Origin of the sequence: Moraxella sp. TY6 (assembly GCF_048551375.1) — a bacterium.
Classification (GTDB): Bacteria; Pseudomonadota; Gammaproteobacteria; order Pseudomonadales; family Moraxellaceae; genus Faucicola.
The window spans coordinates 24,082-50,429 of record NZ_JBLYZJ010000016.1 but is presented as its reverse complement, the minus strand read 5'-3'; the positions used below and the strand labels follow the sequence as shown (position 1 = coordinate 50,429).

At 41.6% G+C, this 26,348-nt stretch carries 24 protein-coding genes; 14 read left to right on the top strand and 10 right to left on the bottom strand.

All coding sequences use genetic code 11. From position 1 onward, the window contains the following. Positions 1-67: 67 nt before the first annotated feature. Positions 68-805 carry a hypothetical protein gene (locus ACK1U4_RS10575; RefSeq protein ID WP_419401657.1) on the bottom strand — a complete coding sequence of 246 codons (738 nt, stop codon included), beginning with the start codon at positions 803-805 and terminating at the stop codon, positions 68-70. Positions 806-878: 73 nt separating this feature from the next. Here ACK1U4_RS10575 and ACK1U4_RS10570 point away from each other — a divergent pair, with 73 nt between their 5' ends. Next, positions 879-1,868: a LysR family transcriptional regulator gene (locus ACK1U4_RS10570; RefSeq protein ID WP_419401656.1), complete on the top strand. Its 990-nt coding sequence runs from the start codon at positions 879-881 to the stop codon at positions 1,866-1,868. 145 nt (positions 1,869-2,013) lie between these two features. Here the strand turns inward: ACK1U4_RS10570 and gmk are convergent, their stop codons facing one another. Continuing rightward, positions 2,014-2,631 carry a guanylate kinase gene (gene gmk / locus ACK1U4_RS10565; protein ID WP_419401655.1) on the bottom strand — a complete coding sequence of 206 codons (618 nt, stop codon included), beginning with the start codon at positions 2,629-2,631 and terminating at the stop codon, positions 2,014-2,016. A gap of 163 nt (positions 2,632-2,794) precedes the next feature. Between gmk and ispH the strand changes: the two genes are divergently transcribed. Both ispH and ACK1U4_RS10555 read left to right on the top strand, forming a co-directional pair. Continuing rightward, positions 2,795-3,736: a 4-hydroxy-3-methylbut-2-enyl diphosphate reductase gene (gene ispH / locus ACK1U4_RS10560; RefSeq protein ID WP_419401654.1), complete on the top strand. Its 942-nt coding sequence runs from the start codon at positions 2,795-2,797 to the stop codon at positions 3,734-3,736. 16 nt (positions 3,737-3,752) lie between these two features. Beyond that, a complete protein-coding gene (locus ACK1U4_RS10555; RefSeq protein ID WP_419401653.1) occupies positions 3,753-4,220 on the top strand; it encodes a pyrimidine dimer DNA glycosylase/endonuclease V in 468 nt (155 codons plus the stop codon). Between the two features lie 367 nt (positions 4,221-4,587). Here ACK1U4_RS10555 and ACK1U4_RS10550 read toward each other — a convergent pair whose 3' ends face one another. Continuing rightward, positions 4,588-5,385 carry a hypothetical protein gene (locus ACK1U4_RS10550; RefSeq protein ID WP_419401652.1) on the bottom strand — a complete coding sequence of 266 codons (798 nt, stop codon included), beginning with the start codon at positions 5,383-5,385 and terminating at the stop codon, positions 4,588-4,590. 151 nt (positions 5,386-5,536) lie between these two features. On the opposite strand from ACK1U4_RS10550, the gene htpG reads away from it, so the two are divergent. After that, complete coding sequence (gene htpG / locus ACK1U4_RS10545; RefSeq protein ID WP_419401651.1) at positions 5,537-7,474, top strand: molecular chaperone HtpG; 1,938 nt, start codon at positions 5,537-5,539, stop codon at positions 7,472-7,474. A 217-nt stretch (positions 7,475-7,691) separates the two neighbouring features. Further along, positions 7,692-8,861: a pyridoxal phosphate-dependent aminotransferase gene (locus ACK1U4_RS10540; protein WP_419401650.1), complete on the top strand. Its 1,170-nt coding sequence runs from the start codon at positions 7,692-7,694 to the stop codon at positions 8,859-8,861. A gap of 174 nt (positions 8,862-9,035) precedes the next feature. Here the strand turns inward: ACK1U4_RS10540 and ACK1U4_RS10535 are convergent, their stop codons facing one another. Both ACK1U4_RS10535 and ACK1U4_RS10530 read right to left on the bottom strand, forming a co-directional pair. Beyond that, positions 9,036-9,569 carry a hypothetical protein gene (locus ACK1U4_RS10535; RefSeq protein WP_419401649.1) on the bottom strand — a complete coding sequence of 178 codons (534 nt, stop codon included), beginning with the start codon at positions 9,567-9,569 and terminating at the stop codon, positions 9,036-9,038. Positions 9,570-9,682: 113 nt separating this feature from the next. Further along, positions 9,683-10,630 carry a DUF2628 domain-containing protein gene (locus tag ACK1U4_RS10530; protein ID WP_419401648.1) on the bottom strand — a complete coding sequence of 316 codons (948 nt, stop codon included), beginning with the start codon at positions 10,628-10,630 and terminating at the stop codon, positions 9,683-9,685. Positions 10,631-10,734: 104 nt separating this feature from the next. Here ACK1U4_RS10530 and trmB point away from each other — a divergent pair, with 104 nt between their 5' ends. The 7 genes from trmB (at position 10,735) to ACK1U4_RS10495 (ending at position 19,250) form a co-directional block, all read left to right on the top strand. Beyond that, on the top strand, positions 10,735-11,496 hold the full coding sequence (trmB, locus tag ACK1U4_RS10525; protein ID WP_419401647.1) for a tRNA (guanosine(46)-N7)-methyltransferase TrmB: 762 nt from the start codon (positions 10,735-10,737) through the stop codon (positions 11,494-11,496). Positions 11,497-11,712: 216 nt separating this feature from the next. Next, the gene (locus ACK1U4_RS10520) at positions 11,713-12,624 is read left to right on the top strand and encodes a bifunctional enoyl-CoA hydratase/phosphate acetyltransferase (RefSeq protein ID WP_419401646.1); all 912 of its coding nucleotides are present in this window, start codon (positions 11,713-11,715) and stop codon (positions 12,622-12,624) included. Positions 12,625-12,756: 132 nt separating this feature from the next. Then, positions 12,757-13,965: an acetate/propionate family kinase gene (locus ACK1U4_RS10515; protein ID WP_419401645.1), complete on the top strand. Its 1,209-nt coding sequence runs from the start codon at positions 12,757-12,759 to the stop codon at positions 13,963-13,965. Positions 13,966-14,357: 392 nt separating this feature from the next. Next, positions 14,358-14,996, top strand: a complete 639-nt coding sequence (locus tag ACK1U4_RS10510) for a phasin family protein (RefSeq protein ID WP_419401644.1) — start codon at positions 14,358-14,360, stop codon at positions 14,994-14,996. A gap of 109 nt (positions 14,997-15,105) precedes the next feature. Next, the gene (gene phaC, locus ACK1U4_RS10505; RefSeq protein ID WP_419401643.1) at positions 15,106-17,070 is read left to right on the top strand and encodes a class I poly(R)-hydroxyalkanoic acid synthase; all 1,965 of its coding nucleotides are present in this window, start codon (positions 15,106-15,108) and stop codon (positions 17,068-17,070) included. 241 nt (positions 17,071-17,311) lie between these two features. Next, positions 17,312-17,968, top strand: a complete 657-nt coding sequence (gene coq7 / locus ACK1U4_RS10500; protein WP_419401642.1) for a 2-polyprenyl-3-methyl-6-methoxy-1,4-benzoquinone monooxygenase — start codon at positions 17,312-17,314, stop codon at positions 17,966-17,968. Positions 17,969-18,293: 325 nt separating this feature from the next. Further along, entirely contained in the window at positions 18,294-19,250 is a 957-nt protein-coding gene (locus ACK1U4_RS10495) for a sel1 repeat family protein (RefSeq protein WP_419401641.1), read from the top strand. Positions 19,251-19,321: 71 nt separating this feature from the next. Here ACK1U4_RS10495 and ACK1U4_RS10490 read toward each other — a convergent pair whose 3' ends face one another. The 5 genes from ACK1U4_RS10490 to ndk form a co-directional block, all read right to left on the bottom strand. Continuing rightward, positions 19,322-20,221 (bottom strand): LysR family transcriptional regulator, encoded by a 900-nt coding sequence (locus tag ACK1U4_RS10490; protein WP_419401640.1) that lies wholly within the window; start codon positions 20,219-20,221, stop codon positions 19,322-19,324. Positions 20,222-20,478: 257 nt separating this feature from the next. Beyond that, a complete protein-coding gene (dnaX, locus tag ACK1U4_RS10485) occupies positions 20,479-22,587 on the bottom strand; it encodes a DNA polymerase III subunit gamma/tau (protein WP_419401639.1) in 2,109 nt (702 codons plus the stop codon). Positions 22,588-22,595: 8 nt separating this feature from the next. Continuing rightward, positions 22,596-22,934: a Grx4 family monothiol glutaredoxin gene (gene grxD / locus ACK1U4_RS10480; RefSeq protein WP_419401638.1), complete on the bottom strand. Its 339-nt coding sequence runs from the start codon at positions 22,932-22,934 to the stop codon at positions 22,596-22,598. A 79-nt stretch (positions 22,935-23,013) separates the two neighbouring features. Next, positions 23,014-23,502: a 2-C-methyl-D-erythritol 2,4-cyclodiphosphate synthase gene (ispF, locus tag ACK1U4_RS10475; RefSeq protein ID WP_419401637.1), complete on the bottom strand. Its 489-nt coding sequence runs from the start codon at positions 23,500-23,502 to the stop codon at positions 23,014-23,016. A gap of 763 nt (positions 23,503-24,265) precedes the next feature. After that, positions 24,266-24,697 (bottom strand): nucleoside-diphosphate kinase, encoded by a 432-nt coding sequence (ndk, locus tag ACK1U4_RS10470; RefSeq protein ID WP_419401636.1) that lies wholly within the window; start codon positions 24,695-24,697, stop codon positions 24,266-24,268. 265 nt (positions 24,698-24,962) lie between these two features. Between ndk and ACK1U4_RS10465 the strand changes: the two genes are divergently transcribed. Together ACK1U4_RS10465 and ACK1U4_RS10460 are read left to right on the top strand one after the other, a co-directional pair. Further along, positions 24,963-25,790 carry a phosphodiester glycosidase family protein gene (locus ACK1U4_RS10465; protein WP_419401635.1) on the top strand — a complete coding sequence of 276 codons (828 nt, stop codon included), beginning with the start codon at positions 24,963-24,965 and terminating at the stop codon, positions 25,788-25,790. Between the two features lie 88 nt (positions 25,791-25,878). After that, positions 25,879-26,337 (top strand): hypothetical protein, encoded by a 459-nt coding sequence (locus ACK1U4_RS10460; RefSeq protein ID WP_419401634.1) that lies wholly within the window; start codon positions 25,879-25,881, stop codon positions 26,335-26,337. Positions 26,338-26,348: the final 11 nt, after the last annotated feature.

The window sequence follows — 26,348 nt, the reverse complement described above, 5'->3', positions numbered from 1 at the left end:
ATCGGTTATTACTCTCAGCTTCTCAGTCGGCTTTTGCCGAATTAAAGCTGTTGAAGACTGCGTAACTTCAGTTATTAATATAGTCTGCAAAAGCTGTTGAGTTGATTGTCCTGTATAACGTTGGATTGACAGGTTTGCTATCTACTCCTGTTGTTATTATAAAGACTGGTTTTTGTTTATCCTTTCCTGAATTCATCCATAAATAGTTGGCTCTAGGGGCATATTTGCCAAAATAATGTATGATATTATATTCTGGGTGTTCAGTTGAGGCAGTTGGCGAGGCAATTCCCATTGACGCTAAACTAATAACTTTAGGCTGTGGCAATTTTTGAGGAAAGTTACCTTGACCCAAACTACCACCCCAACCATTGTTATTTTCTCTACTATAAGACTCTGTTGTTACTATACGTAATCTTCTTTTCTCATCTTTGTCATCTATCTCAACATAAATTCCTTTTCCTTCTTTATTATGTTTATTTCGTGCTTGTAAAAACTCATCGAACTTTTTTTTATCTATTTCTGTAGTTCTTTTTTTAAAAAGTTGCCAATCGAAAACTTTTAAGCCCCAAACTTTTTCAAGCTCACTAGCAGGCATATCAAACAAACAAGTCGAATCAATATTAGCATACATCTGCTGAACCAAATCATCAACATCCGTCACCTTATGCAAACCACTGCACTGACTTTTCAAAAATGGTAAATAATCAGCTACTTGCTTATGTTGCTCCGATTGATTTTGCCTATCACAGCCACACAAACCCAATATCACAACTAAAATAGCAAATTTACCCAATGACTTTAGCATAAAATTCCCCTAAACTTCTCAAATCAATCGCAATCCAAACTATAACACACTACCAAACAAATATTCTATTATCATGTCAAACACCTCAAAAAATGCTCAAAGTAAAACCCCACTATCCCAACTCGACCTAAATTTACTTAGGCTATTTTTGCATATTTACCACAGCCGAAATCTCACCCACACCGCCCAAGAACTACACCTTAGCCAATCCGCCATCAGCCACGCCCTCAACCGCCTGCGTACCGCCCTCGATGATGAATTATTTTATCGAGAACAAGGGCAACTCCACCCCACCGCCTACGCCAAACGCCTGTATCCCACCGTTCAACACGCCTTTACTCAACTCGAAAACGCCTTTGCCATCAACGAATCCATGACCGATGAGCAACTCACCAGCCTCGCCAAACAAACCTTTGGCAAACTTACCATCGCCATGCAGGATGAGATTGAACTGATTGTATTTGCTAAGATTTTTGCCAAACTCAATAGCGAACTCCCCCACTGCCAGCTCACCAGTAGCCGTCTAAAACGCCAAGCACTGGGGCAAGAACTCAAAAATGGTACGTTGGATTTTGCGATTGATGTGGCAAGGGCGGTGGATAAAGACATTCATCACCAACCGCTACTACATGATGATTTTGTGGTGGCGTATTATCAGCCCCAGTTTGAGCAAAGAGCGTTTGACCAAAAACAGTTTGACAGGTTTAACCCTGTACTGGACGCTACGACCTATTTTGCTCAGTCGCATATCACCGTGTCATCACGGCGATTGGGGGATAGTTTGGAAGATAGGCTATTGTCGCAAGCAGGTCGGCAACGCAAGGTGACTTTACGCTGTCAGCATTACGCTACCGCTTGCCAATTATTAAAAGAAAGTCCACTACTGTTGACCCTGCCCAGTCAGCTTGCTCACGCCTTTATTCCCAAAACGGCGGATTGGCAGGTTTCAGCTTTACCGTTTGCCTTGCCAAGTATTGCGTTACATGGCTATTGGCACGCCTCACAGCATGATGACCCATTGCATCGGTGGTTAAGGGAAAGGATTTTTGCGGTGTTTTTATAATTAGAGCTTACGCAAATTATGAATTCATTTTATTAAACAAAGACGCTAGACCCCTGTATCCACAGGGGTGACGAATAATTAAAAACCTTCGTCATTCCTGCGAATGCAGGAATCCAGTGTCTTTTGCATAAGGTCTGAATAAAACTTATTCCGTCAATAATTGCAAAATTCTATTGTGATGTCGTTCTTGTTGTTTGGTAAGGGTCAAACGATTAGCGATGATAATGGCTTTGAGTTCAGCCAATGCCACATCAAAATTGTCATTAATCACCACATAATCAAAATGCAAATATTGCGACATTTCATGTACCGAGCCTGCCAAGCGTTTTTCAATCACTTGCTCGCTGTCTTGTCCACGGTTAGACAAACGTTGACGAAGTGACTGACGGTCTGGCGGTAAAATAAAAATCATCGTGGCATCTGGACGCAATTTTTGGACTTGTAACGCCCCTTGCCAGTCGATTTCGAGAATCACATCCAAGCCATTATTCAGCATAAATTCCACTGACTGTTGCGATGTACCATAACAATTATCAAATACTTCGGCAAATTCCAAAAATTCGCCATTTTTTATCATCTCATTAAAATGGTCACGGCTAACAAAATGATAATGCTGTCCGTCAACCTCCCCCGGACGAGGGGTGCGTGTGGCATGAGAAATGCTTACTGCCAAATCATTGGTCGTGGCGACTAATTGTTTGACCAATGAAGTTTTGCCTGTGCCACTGGCAGCGGTGACAATAAAAAGTGAGCCTTTGGTCATAGAAATTCCTAAATTATCTAAAAGGGAAAAATTAATCATCTATTGTAACAAGGTTTGATGATGAATTTACGATTTTTTCCATCAATTTTTCACCATTTAAAAATGGTTATTAGTGCCTAACTTAGGTAAAATTGTATTATTTTAAATATGCTTGGAAAAGATTATGCAAATTTTACTCGCCAATCCACGTGGTTTTTGTGCAGGCGTTGACCGTGCCATCGAAATCGTCAATGTCTGCCTAGAACGCTTTACCCCACCGATTTACGTCCGTCATGAAGTCGTACATAACAAATTCGTGGTCGAAGACTTGGCACGGCGTGGTGCGGTGTTTGTCGAAGAATTGGACGAAGTGCCCGATGGGGCGATTGTGATTTTTTCGGCTCATGGTGTGTCAAAGGCGGTGGAAGACGAGGCTGAACGCCGTGATTTGACGGTATTTGACGCCACTTGTCCGCTTGTCACCAAAGTCCATATTGAAGTGAATAAATTCGCCAAAACAGGCATGGATGCGATTTTGATTGGTCATGCAGGACATCCAGAGGTTGAAGGCACGATGGGGCGTTTTAACCCAGAGTTTGGCGGACGCATTCATCTCATTGAAGACGTGAGTGATGTAGAGCAATTGGATTTGCCACGAGATAGCGAGCTGGCATTCGTCACCCAAACTACCCTATCGATGGACGACACCGCCGGGGTGATTGATGCGTTAAAGGAAAAATTTCCCAAAATTCATGCCCCACGCAAAGACGATATTTGCTACGCCACTCAAAACCGCCAAGATGCGGTCAAAGATTTGGCAGAACAATGTGAAATCGTGCTAGTCATCGGCTCGCCTAATTCTTCTAATTCCAACCGTTTACGAGAATTGGCAGAACGATTGGGGGCAAAGGCATTTTTGATTGACAATGCCAGTCAAATGCAAAAAGCTTGGTTTGATGGTGTGCAAACTGTGGGCGTGACCGCAGGTGCATCTGCCCCTGAAGTGCTGATTCAAGAAGTGCTTGATACCTTACAAACATGGGGTGGTGATAAGCCTGTGGAATTATCAGGCATTGAAGAAAATGTGACTTTTAGCTTACCAAAATCCCTAAAAAATCCTGCTTGAATTATGGCTTCCGAAAATGACTCGTATTAATCTTATTGAGCCAACTTTGCTGACCGACCAACATTTATTTGCCGAGTATCGAGAGATTACTCGGCTATTTGCATTGGTTAAGCAAGCCTGTGACAAATATCCGCAAGCTAAAATTTTGGCAAAAATCCCACCGACCTACCGTATGCAGACAGGTCATGTGCTGTTTTTTTATGATAAATTGGGTTTTATTGAACAACGCTATTTTGCGTTACGTGATGAAGTTATTCAACGAGGGTTTAAGGTCACGTTAAAGGATGATATTGTCGATTTTCGGCACATCATTGATGAACATTTTTATCAAGATTTTTCACCCAGTAACACGGATTTAGCGGTGAATATTGAGCGATTGGTTGAAAAAATTCAGGCAAAACCAAACTGGTATAAAATACGTGGAGAAATAATTAATGACGATGCTTATTGTGATGGATTGCACCAATTAATAGCAAATCAATAAATCATAATATTGGTATTTAATTTTTTTTGGTACTTATAGATTTAGGACTTACGCAAAAATGCCATTTGTAGGTTGGGTGGAAGAATGACACCCAACATAAACCATTGAAATTGTTGGGTATCGCAAGCTCTACCCAACCTACGATTTGGTTAAATACGCCTAAGATTATTATAGGACTTACGCAAATTATAACTTAATTTCTCTGAATAAAGACGCTAGACCCCTGTATTCACAGGGGTGACGAGTTATTAAATGTTCGTTACTTCGGACATAGCCCTCGTCTTGCAAGCCTGCAAAACAGTGTTTTGCTTTAACGGCTCTCATCCTGCGAATGCAGGAATCCAGTGTCTTATGCGTAAGTCCTATATTAATTAGGACGAGTGAGCTTGGTATAAGATTCGCTTTCTAATGCTTCTTCCACCAAATCAAGCAAACTCGTCAACTCCAAAAACTGCTTACGAGCGGTGACAAGCTTGGTGCGTAGCTCTTGGGTTTGCTCATAGGTCATCACAAAATCAGTTGGATTCGCCAGTTGCAATTCACGCACTTGGCTAATTAATTTGGCTGATGCCTCATTTGCCGAAAAAAACTGCCCTGTCATTTCATGGATTTGGCTTTGTAGTATGGCAATTTGTTGTTTAATCGTATTAGCTTCTTGATTCACTGGTTGTTGATTCATGCTTTGACTTCCTTGGGTTGCTACTTTGATATCATCTGTTGTCATGGTAAGTTTTTTATCGAATGCCTTATGCGTTGCTATCATCGGTGAATCAGCCATCACCGAATTAGTGAAAGTAGGATGTTGCTCAACGCTTAATGAGGCTAATGGTTGGGTTTCATCATCGCTGATATCCGTTGTTGGCGGATTTGCCAAAACCGCATCGACTATTGGGGATGTTACCACTTCTTCATCATTGTTTGGCTCTGAACTCACGGTATTTAGTACGGCTTTCGCTTTATGGAGTAATTGCTCCAAATGCTCATCGGTCAATCGCTGTGGGGCTTCATGCTCAATCGCCAGCTCTGTTTGGGGCTTTATTTGTGGTGCATCATCACTGACCGTATCAGTAGGCGGTTCATCCACCATTTCTGCCAATAGCTTTTCAAGTGCATCCTCATCCAAATCATCACTGAACAATAACTCATCTTCACTTAAATCACTCATATCCGCTCCATGTTGTTATTAGTTAGGTGGAGAAAAAATTCTTCCTTAGCTTGAAAAAGGTTAACATTAACCATAATAAAAAGACAGTGTTAACTGATATAGGGTTAACCTTTTTTTATGATTGGTTATTGTTAAATTTTAAGGAAAAAGAATGACTCAGACAACACCTGAACTTAAAAAACACAGCTTTGAAGCGGAAGTATCACAACTGCTTCACCTCGTCACTCACTCATTGTATTCAAACGCCGATATTTTCGTGCGTGAATTGGTGTCAAACGCCTCGGACGCTTGCGACAAATTGCGTTTTGAGGGTAACCAAAACGATACCCTATTTGAGGGTGACAGCGAATTACGCATTCGCATTGACATTGATAAAGAAGCTAAAACCATCAAATTTATCGACAACGGTATCGGTATGAACGAAGCCGATGCGGTCGAACATCTCGGCACGATTGCTAAATCTGGCACAAAAGCGTTCTTGGAAAAACTATCCGATGCCCAAAAACAAGACGGCAATTTAATCGGTCAATTTGGCGTGGGCTTTTATTCTGGCTTTATCGTAGCGGATAAAATCACCGTGGAAAGCCGTAAAGCAGGCGAACCAAGCTCACAGGGCGTGCGTTGGGTATCGGACGGCACAGGCGAATTTACCACCGAAACCATCGACAAAGCCGAACGTGGCACGACTGTGATTCTGCACGTTAAAGACGACCAAACCGACTACCTTGACCGCCATAAAATCAAAACCTTAGTCAATAAATACTCTGACCACATCAGCTTGCCAATTCAGATGCGTAAAGAAGTGTGGCAAGAAGAAGAACTGACAGATGAGCAGAAAGAAGCAGGCGAAACTGCCAAAGGCGAAATGGTGGTGAGTGATGAGTGGGAAACCATCAACCAAGCCAATGCCTTGTGGACTCGTTCATCTAGCGACATTAGCGATGACGAATATAACGAATTTTATAAAAACCTAAGCTACGATTACGATGACCCACTCACATGGTCGCATAACCGTGTCGAAGGGCGTTTGCAATACACCCAGCTTTTATACATCCCGAAAAAAGCCCCGTTTGACCTATACCAACGTGAGCAAAAACACGGTCTAAAATTGTACGTCAAACGTGTGTTTATCATGGATGATGCCGAGCAACTATTGCCGATGTACTTGCGTTTTGTCAAAGGCGTGATTGATACTGCGGATTTACCTTTGAACGTCAGCCGTGAGATTTTGCAAGAAAGCCGTGATGTCAAAGCCATTCGTGACGGTAACGCTCGCCGTGTGTTGACCATGTTGGCAAGTTTGGCAAATAGTGATGAGCAAGAAAAACAAGACAAATATAAGGCATTCTATGCCGAATTTGGCGATGTTATCAAAGAAGGCTTGGGTGAAGACCAAAGCAATCAAGAGAAAATCGCCAAATTATTGCGTTATGCCACCACCACCGATGACAACGTGGCGACCAGTTTTGACGACTATAAAGCCCGCATGAAAGACGGTCAAAAAGCCATCTATTACTTGACTGCCGACAGCCTAGCGAGTGCCAAATCTAGCCCACAACTGGAAGTGTTTAAGAAAAAAGGCATTGAAGTCATCTTGATGACTAGCCGTGTCGATGAATGGGCGATGAATTTCTTGTTTGAATTTGACGGTACGCCACTACAAAATATCGCCAAAGGTGCGGTAGATTTGGGTGATTTGACCGATGAAGCAGAAAAAGCCGAAGCCGAAAAAGCCAGCGAAGCGATGAAACCTGTGGTCGATAAACTCAAAGGCGTATTGTCAAATCGTGCCAAAGATGTGCGTGTGTCAAACCGTCTGGTCGATAGCCCTGCGTTGCTAGTCACCGCTGACGGTGAGCTATCGCCTCAAATGGTACAAATTCTTAAGCAAATGGGGCAAGCCGTGCCAGAAACCAAACCAATTCTTGAGGTTAATCCGAACCATCCGTTGATTCAAAAATTGGAAAATTCGAGTGAGTTTGATGACCTTGCCCAAGTGATTTTTGACCAAGCGTTATTGGCAGAAGGCGGTCAGCTTGAAGACCCAGCAGGGTATCTAAAGCGGATTAATGCGTTGTTGATGAAGTAGTTGATAAAGTAACTGTTATCTTAGCAAAAGAAGTCGGGCGATTGCTCGGCTTTTTTTATGCGTAATCATTGGTAAACATCTTGTATGTTGGTAAAAACTATGGAAAGATAGATAATCACCTAACCATTACATAATGAAAGAATTGTGCAAAGGTTTCACCTATTTATCAGTTAATGCAATCATGTTTCACTTGCTACCACACCCATAGGAGGGTTTTATGTTTAACCGTCGTGATTTTCTCAAAATTGCTGGAGCGAGCACCGTATTATCTACTGCCACCGCTCATGCCAAAACTACCACAGCGATACCTGCTAACAGCCTAAAAAAATTGCCTATACTATCCGATAAAAACCGTCTATTACTTAACTTTAATGAAAACTCACTGGGTATGTCGCCATCAGCGAAAAAAGCCGTGATAGAGCAGTTAGACATCGGTTTTCGCTACCCAGATGACCAACGTGCTAGCCTAATTGATGAGATTGCTAAAGTCTATCAAGTCGATAGCAAGCAAGTGTCATTGGGTAATGGTTCATCAGAGAATATTCAAGCTTTCGTACAAGCCATCTACACCAAAGCCTTAAAAGAGGGCAAAAAATTCCAGTTGATTGTGCCAGACCCTACTTTTAACTATGCACAGCTTTATGCTGAATCGTTAAATGCGACTGTGGTAAAAGTGCCACTTAATCCAACAGATTTTAGTTTTGACCTTGCTAAAATGCAACAAATCGCCAATCAGTTTGACGGTATCAGTTTATTTTACTTATGTAATCCAAACAACCCAACGGCGACCATTACACCAAAAAATTCACTATTTAGCCTGATTCAACAAGCCCCAAAACACCAATATTTCTTGCTTGATGAAGCGTATGCTGATTATGTAGCGGACAAAAATTTTGCCTCTGGGCTTGATTTGATTAAACAAGGTAATGAGAATGTGTTAGTCACCCGTACTTTCTCAAAACTGTATGCGTTGGCAGGGATGCGAGTGGGCTTTGCTATCGGTTCAAAAGGATTGATTGAGCTTACCGAAGCCTTTATGTCATTTGACAATACCAACTTGGCAGGAGCAGTGGCAGGTTTGGCATCCATCAAAGATACACAGTTCAAAGAATATATTGTCGCAAGCAATTTACGCTCACGCCAAATCGTACAAAAAGCCTTGGATGAACTGGGATTGGCGTATGTGCCATCAAACGGTAATTTTATTTTTCACAAAATCAAAGGCGATGTCAAAACCTATCAAGCTCGTATGAAAGAAAACCATGTATGGGTCGGTCGTGAATTTTTACCAATTACAGGTTGGAATCGCTTAACGCTTGGTACGCCAGAAGAAATGAGCGTTTTCGTCACCGTATTAAAGTCATTCCGTGAAAAAGGCTGGGTTTAATAGCTTATCGTTATAACTTGCAAAAAGCTGATAATGACTTATGATGGTTATCAGCTTTGAGTTGCATGTTACTTATATAGCAATATGAAATGTCAACACTTTAGTAAAAGTTGGTACGCCAATTTTTATTGAGTGGTGACTACAAAAATTAAGCTTAATAGCTTAGAAAACAGCTTAATAAAATTTTACCTTTTCTACATCAGCACGCTTCTCAAATTGTTTGGTTTTTTCATTCCAAATCTTGATATGGTAAGTTTTGGTTTGTTTAGCAACTTTTTCATCTTCGTAATTTTGACAACTCGTGGTTATCAATAGACGGCTATCTTGCTTGAATAAAATACTGCTATCATAATAATCTTCATTTTCGTCAAGAGAGCAACCATAATAGAAATCCCCCACAGGAAAATAAAATACCGCCCCTGTTTTTCTATCGACCATCACTGCACTAATGCAATCCGAACCACAGCCCCACATAGCAACCGTGTAATGCCCTCCAAAATTATCTTTTGCCAAAGCATAATCGTTAGAGATTTGGGTTCTAAAAACCTTTGAAGCCTTATCAAATTTGATTGGAGCTTTTTTACCCTGATACACATCAACTTTATAGTTATCAAAATTGTAGCCTGCCACTGTTTTTGTATGCGTTTCTGAATGGCTAAAAGGCACTATCAAGATACAAGCTATTATTCCAATTACTAAACTTTTCATGCGTTTCCTCTATATGTTATTTTAATAAGGATTTAATCGGGCTTTTAAACAACTTAGATTTATCAGAATATTAACCAATCAGCAACTATTTATATCCATTACCAACCGCTAACTCACCGCTCCGCCACCATACATTGTTTTGGGGTTTGTTTGCGATTGAGTGACGTAATACAGCCCCAACTCCCCTCACCTTTTGCCCCATCCACTCGATACATGGTCAACTTCTGTCCATTGAGCCAGCGATTCGGAAAACTCACCCCCTGCACCGTTGCTTGTACCATACACGGACTGGTATTTGGCATTCCTTCTGCCTGTGTCAACACCGTAAGGCGTACCTTTTGATTATCGGTAGTGAGAGGCGTATTCACAGGACATTGCCCTGTCATTTGATAAATCACCTCGACTCGCTTTTGGGCATTTTCAACAATATCATACACCTCAAATAAGGTTTCATTGGCTTTTTGCTTGGCATAAATCGGTAAAAACTGCACCTGTATCACCATCAACACAAACGCAAAAAATCCAAATGCTAGTCCCATCCCTACCAAACTAACACCACCATGCTGACGGATATGAGCCAGTTGTTTTTCTTCATCTTTTGGGTACATTTCAATCGCATCGGCTATCTCTCGGCGAGCCATACGATAATAATAGGCATCCGTCCAGCGTGCCACCATATACGCCCAAAATAGCCAAACCATGCCTGCCAGCCCAAAACGTATCGGCAATCGCCACGCCTCTGGCAAATTCCCCACCACAAGGTACTCAAGCACAACCAACAAAATCGTGACATTGACTTGGATAAACGACCAACCTGCCACCGAATACACAATGCTATCAAGGTAGCGTTTGCGGTACAGTAACCACGCAAATGTCATAAAAAACCCCGACCAATGCCACTTAGCCGACAGCTTGCCCGCCTTGTCAAACTGGGCAAATCGCTTGAGGTAATAGGCTTGTGAGCGATTACCAATATAGGCTTTGTCGTACATTAGCCGTTGTTTGTCGGTCAGTTGGTCTTGCCAAAATGGGGGCGGTGAGGTTTCTTCGATAAATAACATTCGGTCAATTTTCCACGTTTAACCCAAAACGATTTTCGCTTATAATAGCCCCATTTTACCATAACCTTATAGTTTTTTTGCAAATGATGACGACTGATATCCCCATGCCAAACCAAACCCTAGAAGCTAGTTTTAACACGGATAAAGCAAACGTTTCACTACGCACCATCCAAACCTTTATGAAACGCAAAACCCACATGGGCAAAAAAGCCGAAATTGGACTGGGAGCGGACTATCGCCAGTATTATGTTCAGACTTTGCCCCAGTTACAGGCGATGGACATTGACGGCATTGATAATTTACGTCAGCTTTTTGCCAATCCCAATCAGCCATTGACCTTAGAAATTGGCTTTGGCATGGGGACAAGTTTGGTCGAAATGGCAACCGCCGAACCCAATCGTAACTTTGTCGGTATTGAGGTACATGAAGCGGGCTTAGGCAACTGTGCATTTATGGCAGGTGAGCAAGGCTTGAGCAATCTCAAGCTGATTAGTGGTGATGCGATTGAACTGATGAAGCAATTACCGCCTGAACATATCGACACGGTGCAGTTATATTTCCCAGATCCTTGGCAAAAAAAGCGTCATTATAAACGCCGTTTTGTCACCGCAGAACGCATGGCAGTGGTCGAGCGTGTGTTGGTAAAAGGTGGGATTTTCCACTCAGCAACTGACTGGGAACATTACGCCCATTGGATGATTGAGGTGATGGATTCGCTAACAGGCTTTGACAATGTGGTCGGTAAAAATGCCGAGGGCGTGGGGCAATTTTTACCTCGCCCAGATTTTCGTCCGTTGACAAAGTTTGAAAAACGAGGGATAGACGAAGGGCGAGCGATTTTTGATGTCATGTATCGTAAGCGATAAGCAGTAAAATAGGCAGATTTCATCAGTATGTCATCAATTTTTTTGATAATGATTTTCTTAGGAGTTACGCAAATTTTAAATTTATCTTGCTGAATAAAGACGCTAGACCCCTGCATACACAGGGGTGACAAGTAATTAAAACTCTTTTCGTCATTCCTATTTCTTATAGTTAAGCTAACACAACAATTTTATACCAACAATAAGCAAGGTGACTTTATGCTAACAAAACTATCACAACTTTTAGACAATAACTATTTCACCCAGCCCGTCCCTGCCGTGGTGGTACAGCCGACCACCGATATTATTTTACAATCTTGTATCGAAGCCGAGCAACATAAAATCATCACCCCCATTTTGGTCGGACGCAAAGACAAAATCCAAGCGGCCGCTGATGAAGCCAAGCTAGACATCAGTCGCTATCAACTGATAGAAACTGCTCATAGCCATGAAGCCGTAGAAATATCTGCCAAACTGGTGCGTGAAAAACAAGCGGATTTTATCATCAAAGGCTCAGTGCATACCGATGAATTGATGGGCGTGTTGGTGGATAAAAGCCAAAATTTACGCACAGGTCGCCGTATGAGCCATGTTTGGCTGATGGAAAGCCCCACTTATCATAAATTATTGACCTTAACCGACTGTGCGTTAAATGTCGTGCCTGACTTATTGACCAAAAAAGATATTTTACAAAATGCCATTGATTTTGCCCATGCCATTGGCATTGAAACACCCAAAGTGGCGATTTTATCAGCGGTAGAAGAAGTCAAACCACAAATGATTTCGACCATTGATGCCGCCGCCTTGTGCAAAATGGCAGACCGTGGACAAATCACTGGGGCAATTTTGGACGGTCCTTTGGCATTTGACAACGCCATCAGCCAACATTCTGCTGATATCAAACACATTCACTCACCTGTCACAGGTGATGTTGACATTCTACTTGTCCCAGACCTTGAAGCAGGTAATATGCTTGGTAAACAATTGATTTATTTAGGTAATGCCAAAGCCGCAGGGATTGTCATGGGGTCAAAAGTGCCAATCGTATTGACCAGTCGCTCAGATGCCGAACTTGACCGTCTATACTCGATTGCGTTAGGGGCGTTAGTCGCTCAACAAACCAAACAATAAAATGTAAGGTGCGTCTTACGCACCATTTAGCGAGAATCAGCTTTTTTAAGGGTGCGTATAACGCACCTTACGATTGTCTAAACTTACTTCTTGCTCGCTATCAGAATATAACCATAACAATAAGGAAACCCCATGCCGTCAAATCCAATTTTTAACAACCCCATTGTACTAACCTTTAATGTCGGCTCTGCCACCATCAAAATAGCAGGCTATGACAGCGGTCGTGACAGCCAAATTCCTGCACTGGAACGCAAAGCCCTGTTTGATGTCAATATTAACCTCAAAACCAAAGAAGCCATTTGGCACGCCATGCCCCAACGTTTGGCAAATTGGCAACCCAAAGACGACTTGACCGACACCGCCACCAGTCTGTTTAGTGAGCTAAGACAAGCGTTTCCAGAGCGTCAAATCGTCTGCGTCCATCGTGTGGTACATGGCGGTAATAGCTACCATCAAGCCGTCATCATTGATGATACCGTGATGGCAAAATTGGTCGAGCTATCGCCGATTTGCCCACTGCACCAACCGCCCGCCCTATCCGTGGTCAATGCCCTACACGCCTTGGATGAGAGTCTAATTCATATCGCTGCCTTTGACACCGCCTTTCATCACGGTCGCCCAGAGCTATGGTCGCAGTACGCCTTACCCAAATATTTGCGAGATAAGGGCGTGCGGTCGTATGGATTTCATGGCTTATCCTATCAAGCCATCATGCGAAAACTACAAACCTACGAACCTGAAATTGCTGATAAACGTCTGATTGTCGCCCACCTTGGCAGTGGTTGTAGTATCACCGCCATCCATCATGGCAAAAGCCAAGATAGCACCTTTGGCTTTAGTGGGCTGGATGGCGTACCGATGGGAACTCGTGTCGGACATCTAGATGCAGGGGTAATTTTGTACATGGTCGAGCAAGGGTGGACACTTGACCAAATGAACCAGTGCTTGTATAAAGAATCAGGCTTGTTGGGCTTGTCTGAAATTAGCAATGACGTGCGAGATTTGCTTGAAAGCAATGACGAACATGCTAAATTTGCCATTGAATTTTTTGTCACCCATACTGCCAAACAAATCGCCAGTCTTATGATTAGCATGCAAGGTTGTGATGCGTTGATTTTTACCGCAGGTGTTGGCGAACATTCATCGGTAATTCGCCAAAAAATTATTAATAACTTAAATTTCCTTGGCTTTGAAATCATAGATTCACTAAACAATGATGGTAGAAATGGAAAGCCTATCTTTAGAATAAACAATAACAAAGAAAAACAAATATTGGTTATATTAACCGATGAACAACTTGAACTTTATTTGGCTTTTGATGAAGTGAATAGATTGACATAAACATATAACCATTTATTAACCATTACCAAACCTTTGATTATGTCGAATTTTTATAATGAAAATGTTTATTTTATAACCTTTTTTTATTGATTATGTGATTTTATCAAAGGTCATTTATTAGTTTAACAAAAAATTACAAAACACACGCATAAAACATCAAATGTTTACAAATATCGTTTTAATTTTTTTGTTTTCATGCTATTGTAATAATCAGCAAATATACTATAGAAAAGTTTAAATTGATAAAATCAATGTCATTAATTAATCGCCTTTAAATACCCCAAAAAATTAACTAATTTCTATGAATTATCCGTTTAACTTTGACTATTTATTAGGCTATTTTTTGTTTGTCAAATCATACAACTTCTATAAACAACTTTTTGGAGCCTCCTATGAATAACTTTAATCAAAACAATCCTTTTTTTGACAACATGAATATCAATGATACCACTCGTAAAATGTACGAGCCATTTGCCCGCTTTAATCGTGCTTTGCTAAAAAATGCCGAAAAAATGACTGACTTTTCAATCGAATCTATCCGCCATTATTCAGAAATGGGGCTTGAGCAACTACGCAATGTATCAAGTGTGGATTCACCAGAAGCCGCCAGCAACTTTAGCCAAAAACAAACTGAATTAATGAATGAGCTAGGTCAAAAAATGTTGGCAGATGCTCAACGCTTGACTGAGCTTGGTAACGAAATCCGCAATGAAGTGATGAGTGCCATGAATGAAATCTACAGTGAAAATGCTACCACTGTGCAATCAGCCATGCAACAAGCCACCACCAATGCCTCAAAAACCGCTGAAGAATTCGGTCGTAAAGTGAGCGAAAACGTCAATAAAGCTGCCTCACAAATGAACGAAGCCGTCAAACAAACCACCGAAAACCTAAACAAAACTGCTACCGAAATCAGCAGTGTTGCCAAAAAAGCCACTGCAGGCATGGCAAACAGCACCCAACCTGCTAGCGAAGCACTTGCTTCAGCAACCAAACCAGCAACAGCTAAAACCACCGCCACTGCTAAGTAATTGGTTTTATATAAATTAATATGTAAATTGGTGGGTTAGCTTGGCTAATTCACCATTTTTTTAAGATGATAAACAAATAGATTATAAGTAAATAAAGGAAGCCCCATTTATGTCAGAAGAATCCAACAAAGACAATCTCCCCCCCTTTAGCAACTATGGCATGCCCCAAAATCCGCTAGAGTTTTTGAGCAAGTTCAATCCGTTTACCCAAGTAACCCAAACCTTGCCTCCCATTAATCCTGCCGTTGGTGATTTTTACAATCAGTTTTTTAACAATATGACCAAACTGAGCCAATCTATCGCCCAGCAGTCGATGCGTGCCAATCAAACACCGCAATACACCAATACTTCGATTGCGATGGATTTGATGGATGGTTGGAAAAAAATGGCTCAAATGATGACCAATCATCCAGGGCAGTTAGTCGAAGAGCAAGCTCAACTGATGAAAGACCAAATGCACCTTTGGCAAAATACCATGCAACAATTTGTTGGTAAAATGCCAGAGCCTGTGGCAAAGCCTGAAAAAGGAGATAAGCGTTTTAGCGATGAAGAATGGGAAGACAATCCTATCTTTAATTTCTTAAAGCAAAACTACTTATTAACCACCCAAGCAATGATGGAAGCCATTGATAATGTCGAAGGTGTGGATGAAAAAACTCGCCAACGTCTTGCCTTCTTTACTCGCCAATGGATTAATGCCGTTGCCCCTACCAACTTCTTAATGACCAATCCAGAAGTGCTACGGTTGACCATCGAATCTCGTGGACAAAACCTTGTACAAGGGATGAAGCAACTTGCCGAAGACATGAGCAACAGTGCGGATACCTTGAACATTCGCATGACTGACCAAAGTGCGTTTCGTGTGGGTGATAACATCGCTACCTCAAAAGGTAAAGTGGTGTTTGAAAATTATATGATGCAGTTGATTCAATACGAACCTGCCACCGAGAAAGCCAAACAACGTCCGTTGTTGATGGTGCCACCTTGGATTAACAAGTTTTATATCATGGACTTGCGTGAGAATAACTCATTTATTCATTGGGCGGTCAGTCAAGGTCATACCGTGTATGTGATTTCTTGGGCAAATCCAACCCCAGCTTACAAGCACGTAAGTATGGGTAATTATATGAAAGATGGTGTGTTGGCTGCTATGGATCAAATCCAAGCCATCACAGGCGAAAAAACCATCAATATCACAGGCTATTGTATCGGTGGTATGTTAACCGCTGTCACGCTAGCCTATTTAACCGCCACCAATCAAGCCGATAGAGTCGCCAGTGCCACCCTTTGGGCAACGATTATTGATTTTAGTGATCCGGGTGATATTGGCGTGTTTATTGATGACAAAATCGTCACTGCCATTGATAAGCAAAACACCGAAAAAGGCGTATTTGATGGGCGTATGATGGGCGTGTCATTTAGCCTACTCCGTGAAAACAGCCTATACTGGAACTATTACGTCCAAAACTACCTCAAAGGCGAGCGTCCAATGCCGTTTGATTTGTTGTATTGGAACTCAGACTGTACCAACGTGACCGCCGCTTTACATCACTTCTTGTTACGTGAGTTTTATATCAACAACAACCTTAGAAAAGCAGGTGGCGTTGAGATTGATGGGGTCAAAATCGACTTGTCAAAAGTCAAAACCCCTGTGTATATGGTAGCGACCTTACAAGACCATATCGCCAAATGGAAAAGCTGTTATCCAGGTACACAAGTATTTGGCGGTGAAAAAGTCTATGTACTCGGTGAATCAGGACATATCGCTGGTATTATGAACCCACCGGGTAGCAAATACGGCTATTATAGCAACCCTAACTACACCGCAGATGCTGACCAATGGTATAAAGAAGCGACTTACACTGCTGACACTTGGTGGAATCACTGGGCAGAATGGGTCAAACCTCACGAAGGTAAAGAAATTGATGCCCGTGTAGTCGGCAAAAACGCCCAAGGGAAAGATATCAACACCATCGAAAATGCTCCGGGGCGTTATGTACTAGTCAAAGCTGACCAAGCCTTATTGGGTAATAATGGGGCAGAAGCTTACGTTTCACAGCTACCAACGAGCTAAAATTATTTTCGACATTGTTTTTACAAAATGCCTCACGTTAATCGTGGGGCTTTTTTTCGTATCAGATTTATGTAAAAAGCAAAGCCCCCTCTTTCATAAAGAAGGGGTTGGGGGAGATTTAAAAGAGCAAATAATGCTGACTATTTTTACATCCCCCTTTTTTTATCTCATTGACATAGCGAAACCTGCATAATTTGGGTAAAATGATAACAACTTCAAACCGATTATTAGAGGGAATGTCATGGCTTCAACTAGCCCAACCCCCACATTATCCAAACTTGACCGTGGTATCATGGTGTTTGACCGAGCGTTACGCTCATTTGTACCCCACAGCAATCCTAGCACTCGCCCCCTCCCTGTCACCAGTGACCATATTCCACAGCTTTCTGTACAAGAATCTCGCCATGTCGCAGGGCTAATGCGTATCAACCACACAGGCGAGGTATGTGCCCAAGGGCTATATCATGGACAAGCATTCACCGCAAAACGTGACTATGTGCGTCAATCCATGCACCAATCCGCATTAGAAGAAATTGACCATTTGGTTTGGTGTGAAACTCGACTGGATGAACTTGGCAGTCACCCCAGTATTTTTAGCCCATTATGGTATGGGTTGTCATTTGGGATTGGGGCGGTCGCTGGGGTGATTTCGGATGAATTTAGCTTAGGATTTGTCGCAGAAACTGAAATTCAAGTCAGTGAACATTTACAAGAACATATCCAAAAACTCCCCCCACAAGACCAACGCAGTGCCGAAATTTTGGCACAGATGGATAAAGAAGAACTGCAACACCGTGACAAAGCCATCGAAGTCGGTGCAAGCAAATTACCACCACCTGTCCGCACAGGGATGCGTTTTTTGGCAAACTGTATGAAAGCCGTGGCGTATCGAGTTTAAGTATTTGGCAAATATAGTTCGTAAAATTAGCATTATGGTAGGGGCGTATTGCATACGCCCAAAACTTAAAATAATTTATGAATCATGTTGGAGTTCGCACACTCAACCTAACCGACATGCAATGACAAGGTATAAGTCAGCATCAAGCTTAATTGTTGCATGAATCTGCTGTATTGCGAGAAAAATTAACAATACCATTACTGACATTTTGGGCAAAATTTCCCATTATGTGATGAGTCATGTAATCGGCATTTTGCCTGATGACAAACGCCCTATTTGGCAACTCAGCCCTATTATTTATACGACATATTACAAGGATTATCAAATGCAAAAAACGGTTAAATCTGTTGGCTATTCACTGGGGCTATTGGTTTTGGCAAGCTACCCTTTAGCCAATGCTAATGCCGCCACCAAAGTGACCAAACCCACCAAAGCCACTACCACCAAGACCACCGCTAAAACCCCTGCAAAGACCACGACTACCACAACCCCTGCTCCCATCACCAGTTCAAACACTGGCTCTGCATTAACGCCGATTCTCAGCGAACCCACACTAACTGACATCAGCTACCCAAAAGCTCAAAGCCTCAGTCTTCGTGGCACAAATTTGACCAACAATTTGGCAAATAATGTCCCTGTGCCTAGCGTCAGCATCAGTGATGTAGCCATGCTCAGTACGGTAATGATTAGCAAATCCACCGCTGATAATTCAAGCCTTGATGTCAGTATTTTGGATGACTTCCTCAAAGAAGTATCACCCAAAGCACGCCATTATCCACCTGTATTTACCAATCCAACTGACCGCTATAATTCGACTCAACGTGTCAAACAATTGACAGCATGGATTGAAAATTATGCCCAAGATTCTAACGCCTCGTATGACGTGTTATTACGTGCTGCCAAAATCAACGCCATCGGACGCAACCTTGACCTAGGTTCAGATTATGCGGTACGTGCAGGAAACTATGTGGCACGAGCCATTCGCATCAATGACACTGCTGAAGCCAACTTTTTATATGGCATGATGTTAGCCGAAGGCGGTGGTTTTAAAGAGGGTTCAAAATACCTTGAAAAAGCCGAAAGCATGGGCTATCGTGAAGCCACCCAAAGCCTTGCACAGGCAGATTTGTTAGATGATAAAAAAGACCGTGCGTTACAACGCCTTACCCAATTTAAAGCCAAATACCCAACTGATCCGATGATTGACGAGCAACTACGTATTGTCAACAGTGGTCAATATTATATTTGGAAACTCCCACTGGGTATGATGCCTGCACAATAATTTGGACTAAAGCATCAAGCAAAATAAAAGGGCGTATTTGATACGCCCTTTTTATTTTCATAATGGATAGTTTATACTTTTTCAAAGTATTTGGTCAATACTTCAAGACAGCGTACCACTTTCGCAGGCTGTTGTTCACGGCGTGGGGTGACGGCATATAGCATATAGCTAGGCAATTGATAGCCTGTCAAAACTTCAACCAATTCACCATTTGCCAGTTCTTTTTGGATATCCAATGACATAATGCGAGCCATACCATGACCTTCTTTGGCTAAGGTGGTGGCAAGCAAGATATTATTGGTTTGAATGCGTGAATTGACTTTCACACGGGATTTTTTACCTGTTTCAACATTGGTAAAATCCAATTGCAGTGGGTCTTTCACCAATGAAACCCCAATCATCTGCAAGTTTGCCAAATCTTTTGGTTCAGTCACTTTGCTGAACTGGCGTAAATAATGGGGTGAAGCCACCAACACTTGACGCACTTCGGTCAAAGGAAACATTGACACGCTATTATCATGGGTATTGGGCGACATACGCACAGCGATATCAATTCGCTCTTCAATCATGTCGACATATTGATTATCCGCTTCAAAATGAATATTCAAATCATCGTGAGCCGACATCCATGATGAGAGTGCAGGCAAAATATGATTGACCCCTAATTCAGGGGTGGTGGCGATACGCAAATTACCTGCCAATTCGTCACGCAATTGATTGACACGAATCCGCCCTTGCTCGGCAGCCTCTACCACATCTCTGGCACATTCGTAAAAGCTTGAGCCTGCCTCGGTCAAGCTGAGTTTACGTGTCGAGCGATGAAGCAGAACCACGCCCATATCATTTTCTAATGAACGGATTTGTTGGCTGACGGCACTGGTGGTAATACCCAATTCTTTTGCTGCCCCACTAAATGAGCCATGTCGTACTACACTGGCAAAGACTGCCATACCTCTGAGATTATCTAACATAAGTCACCTAACGATCCTGTATCAAACGTGTATTGCAACGTTTATAAAAAAAACATACCCAAAATAACTGTCAAATTCAGTTACCCAAGTGACTATTATAAGTCATTACACCTTTTTTTTAAATGTAAATTAAAGCGAATTGTTATTTTTTTTTATGATTATTGAGGGGTGCATACCATACTATGCAAGTTAGTGCTTTGTTATTATAAGTTTTTTTAGTTAAAATCCCATATATTTTAGTTACATTAAAATATTCTTTATTTTAGTTTTACTAAACCAACACTGGCATGTTGCTGAGATAAATATTGCATAACAGGTTGTTTTTCAATATGTTCTACCATTTTGACCTGCAACAACGCATCTCGCTGTTGTTGGTGCTGTTCTGGCGTGACAACCTCAGCTTGGGCAACTTTATGCAATTTGACCTGCAAACCAACAAACTTTGCCTCAAGTTTTTGGCGAAATTGGCTAAAAGTCGCTGTATCTGTCAATACACTTTCATCGGTGATAAACTCACTTTGACCCAAAATCTCCCCTTGCATCACGCCACGTTTTGCCAATACCAATTCATCATCAGCAAGCCAGCCATGTTCACGGGCTTCATATACCCAAAAATCCCATTTATCCGCTGTCCATTCCCCTGTTAAATCTTGAACAAGTGGTTGTTTAATTTGGTGTAAGGTGGTATTTATCACAAATTCTACTGGCTGAATTTCAGATTCAGTTTCAACCTTATCCACTTCCACGTTAGTATTATGCTCAGTAGCGAAATTCTCAGTAGCAAAACTCTCAGTAACAAGCTCATCAGCATTGACATTGGCTAAATTAACTACTTCGACATCATCTAAAATACTTGGAATAGTGGATGGCATTGGCGTATCAGAATAATCAGATATACCTAAGGTGTCGATATTATCTAAGTCAGCGTCTAAAGTAACCGTATCATCTAAATTAGCCATATTATCGAAAGTAACTGTATTATCTAGGCTATCTAAATTATCTACGCCTTCTAAATGATTGAAATCACCATTATCACATTCATTAATCGGCAATATCGCAGATGGTATTACCGCTTGAATCTCGACTTCATTGCTATCTAAGTATTGTGGTGATTGTACAAGTTGTAAGGGCTGAGGTTGGTCAACAGAAGGCTCTGATAGTTCGGCAGGTGCTAATTGCAGTGGTTGTGGTTCGGCTGATGGTGGTATTGCTTGCTGGGATATTGCTGGCGGTGAAATTGACGGCTGTGGGGCAGTCTGTTGTGGGGTAAGCTGTTGTGGTGTCAGCGGACGAAATGCCAACAAACGAAGCAATGCCATTTCAAGGGCTTGTAATGGGGTGTTGGCAAGGGCAATGGTATCACGGCTTTTGACCACGATTTCATAATATAGCTGAATGATATCAGCAGGAAGCAACTGGGCAAGTTGTTGTAATTGCTGGGTTTGTTGGCGATTAAGTTGCAGGTCAATATTGGGTAATAGCTGTAACAATGCCACTTGGTGCAACACATCGGCAAGGTGGTCAAATACGGCTTTGGCATCGACCACTTGTTGACGTAGCAACGCCATACTGTCGCTTAATGCTTGGGTTTGCCCTTGATAAATGGTCATCAATAACTGTACCACATCGGCTTGGTCAATCAAACCCAACATTTGGCGAATGGTATCAGCATGGATTTCACCATTACCATAAGCGATGGCTTGGTCGGTCAATGACAAGGCATCACGTACCGAGCCTTTGCCACTGCTTGCCAACTGCCATACCGCATCTGCGTCAAATTTGACCTGTTCAGTGGTCAAAATTTGTCCCAAATAATCCGCCAACATCGGCTGAGGCAACGGACGCAGTACGAATTGTAAACAACGTGATACGATGGTAATCGGGAGTTTTTGTGGGTCGGTGGTCGCCAATAAAAACTTGACGTGTTCGGGGGGTTCTTCCAAGGTTTTGAGCAAGGCATTAAAGCTATGGGTCGATAGCATATGCACTTCGTCAATCAGATAGACTTTATAGCGACCTTGACTCGGAGCATACGGCACATTGTCCAATAAATCTCGAGTGTCCTCAACCTTGGTGCGAGAGGCGGCATCAATCTCAATAAGGTCAATAAACCGCCCAGCATCAATCGCTTGGCAGGTAGCACACACGCCACATGGCTCACTGGTGATACCTGTTTCGCAATTTAGACACTTTGCCAAAATCCGAGCGATGGTCGTCTTGCCAACACCTCGTGTCCCTGTGAACAAATAGGCGTGGTGCAATCGCTGATGGTTAATGGCATTGGTCAACGCACGAGCGACATGGTCTTGCCCTAGCAACTGGTGGAAATTTTTTGGACGGTACTTGCGTGCTAGGACTTGATACATGACTGGGCTTACACCGCTTGGCTGTTGGCTTCAACCAAAGGCTGTAATTCACCATCTTGGAACATTTGAGCGATGATATCACTACCACCAATCAATTCGCCTGCAATCCAAAGCTGTGGAAACGTTGGCCAATTAGCGATTTTTGGTAAAGTGGCACGGATTTCTGGATTTTCAAGAATATTAACAAAGGCAAACGGACGACCGATTTGGGTCAATACTTCCACCGCACGAGCCGAAAAACCACATTGTGGAAATTGTGGTGTGCCTTTCATATATAGCAAGACGCTATGATTAGCGATTTGGTCACGGATGGTTTGTTCAATGCTAGGTTGGGTGCTGTCAGTCATGGTAATTCCTATCAAAATAATAAAAATTTGAACCGCCATTATAAGCTATTTTGCCAAAATTGGCGATGACAATTTAGCCTTATTCATCACTTAACAATACCACACAGCTCACCATAATCCCCTCTTGGCGACCTGTAAAACCGAGTTTTTCGGTGGTGGTGGCTTTGACGCTAATTTGGTCAATCGCCACGCCCATCACCTCGCTAATGCTGGCTTGGATGGCTTGGCGGTGCGGTAAAATCTTAGGTCTTTCTGCCATGATGGTGATATCGGCATTCACCAATTGATAGCCTTTATTTTTGATAAATTCATACACTTGTGACAGCAAAATGCGTGAATCAATATTTTTAAAACGCTCATCATTATCAGGGAAAAATTGCCCAATATCGCCCAACGCCAACGCCCCAAGTAACCCATCACATAAAGCATGTAACACCACATCGCCATCAGAATGTGCCAGCAAGCTGTGGGTATGCGGAATTTTAACCCCACCCAACGTCACAAACTGCTCGGCTGTGCCATCATTGACAAATGCGTGAACGTCAATACCTTGACCAATTCTTATCATAATTACCTCGGATTGATTTAATTGAATGATTATGGATTATAAATCGTAAATTATTCACCACGTTTGACAAAATAGCAATCAATATCCAAATAAACAAACAATAATTCATTAATTTATTTAATTAATGCAAATATTTTATTTTATTTAATATATAGAACTGGTATAATTGGTTTTTCTAATTTATACTAAAAAAATTAACCCATTAAGTGGGGAAACTTAATGGGTGTGGGTAAGGGGATTCATTAGTTATTTTTATTGTTAGATTTCTTCTAGTTATATACTTATTATTATTTTGATGATTGTTTTGACTGCTTTGTTTGCGATACTTGTATATTTTTTAATCATTTTCCCTTTGATGTGTGTATATTACCTATTTTCAGTTACTTATAATACACAGGTTTTGTGACTGAATGTAAAAGTTACGTTTCTTCATCATTTCTAAACATTATTTATGATTTATTTAAATCAATTAAATTCTATCTATAAATTACTGATTAAACTAAAGAAAAATAGGTTGTTTATTTATCTGTTCATTTTTTAAACAATCAAGGTTCTATTTAATCAAACCCATTGATTACATGATGTTACAATTTTGGGCTTACGATTGTTCTTTTTTTAGACAGATATTGTAAATTGTTGTTTTTTCAATCAATTTATTTGATTAATCATACGATTTAATTTACCAATTCTTATCTAATTTACCAATAAAAAAAGCGATTGAATAACTGATTCAACCGCTTTTTTTGCTATTTATTTTTTTGAATTAACGAGTGCGTGGGCAAACTTCGTTGTCAGCAAAGAAATAAGCAATTTCACGCTCGGCAGAGGTGGTAGAGTCTGAACCGTGTACTGCATTTTCGTCAATGCTGGTCGCAAAATCTTTACGAATCGTGCCTTCAGCTGCGTCTTTTGGGTTGGTTGCACCCATGATGTCACGGTGAGCCAATACCGCATTTTCGCCTTCTAATACCGATACCACCACTGGACCTGAGGTCATAAATTTGACCAAGTCGCCATAAAATGGACGCTCTTTGTGTTCTGCATAGAATCCGCCTGCTTTTTCATCATCTAGGTGCAACATTTTTGCCCCAACGACTTTTAGACCTGCTTTTTCAAAACGGCTGTAGATTTCGCCAATGTGGTTGCCTGCGACTGCATCTGGTTTGATGATAGATAATGTACGTTCGATAGCCATGTTAGGTATCCTTATAGTTGAGGTGAGTAAAATTAAACAATTAATCATTTATACTGCATGAGTATAACACAAGTTATTGACGATTTGATGTCAATGCGGTGCGTGTAGGTGATTTTGAGCGTATTATAGTCAGATTGGCATAAAAATACAGTCTTTAATCATAAATATTTTGGCATTTTTTACCCAGTTTAACATGGGTAAAAGGATGTCCAAACGCTAACGCTTGCTTTATAATAGGTGTTTTGGGGTGGGTTAAGGGGTGCAAATGACAAAGATAACCATGATGCGATTGATAATCATCAGCGTGCTAGCGTTAGGAGCGACTTTGGGGGCGGTGGCAGTCAATGATTTAAAGCCTCATCCTAAGCCAAGCTGTGTCGAGGCTCGCCAGCCTTTCACTTATACGCTGTGCCAATTCAACCCCAAAGCCAATACGCAATTACGCCTTGTATGGCAAGGGGCAAATCATCAGCCGTTGCTCACGTTTAATCAATTACGCCAATACCTCGCCTCCCCTACGACTTCAACTCATTGGCAAAGTAAATCACAAGCCGACCAAACTAAACCACAAACCTTGCTATTTGGTATGAATGCAGGCATGTATGATGAAAAATTCGCTCCCATTGGCTATACAGTGATAAATGGCAAAGAAATTCGCTCATTAAACCTAAAACAAGGCGGTGGTAATTTCCATCTGATGCCAAATGGCGTGTTTTGGTGGGATAAGACAGGCTTTTATGTGACTGAAAGCAATGCGATGGCAAAGCTATTGCAAGCGGGCAAAAAACCACTGTATGCCACACAATCGGGCCCGATGTTGGTGATTAATGGCAAGATTCATCCCAGTTTTGACCCCAAAAGCACCTCGTATAAAATGCGAAATGGCGTAGGCGTGTGCCGTGATGGACAGGTGAAATTGGTGATTAGTGATACGCCTGTGAGTTTTTATCAATTTGCCAATGTATTCAAAACCCAGTTGGGCTGTGATAATGCGTTATTTTTGGACGGTGGGCAAGCCTCGGCACTGTATAGCCAAGAATTACAACGCAATGACAGCGAATATATGGGTGTGATGGTGGTTGGTGTTAACTAAGCGATTAAATAAACCACTCGCCCAGAATTCCTGTTAAAATGCTTTGAAAGTCAACTTCAATCTTTAAAAGTATAAAAAGGAATATGTCATGTTAGACGCTATCGCTTGGACTTTTAATAAAACGCCATATACCAATAATGCGATATTCAACGAGCAAGTGACCGAATATCAAATAAAAATATTTGAAACTGCTGATAAATGGCAACCGACTGAAATCATTATAGATTTATCGCAAGTTTATATTCAATATCAAGCATGGATAAAAGGCAAACAAGATTTGTTAGCCAATGAAGAATTGACGGCTGAAGACTTGGATTATGTGACCAATACTGAGCCTTATGAAGATGAATATGGTTATCAAGTTGATATCTTAGCAAAACTACAAGCGGATAATGGTCAGCATTTTACGGCTATCGAACTACTGCAAAAAACCCATAACCAAATGGTCAATAAAGAGTTGGGCGACCATGTTTTTTTTGAAGGATTTGGTGAAGAATTTGAAAGCCATGCAGATTTGCCTATTTATTATGTTGGATGTGGTAGCTAATTAATTGTTTA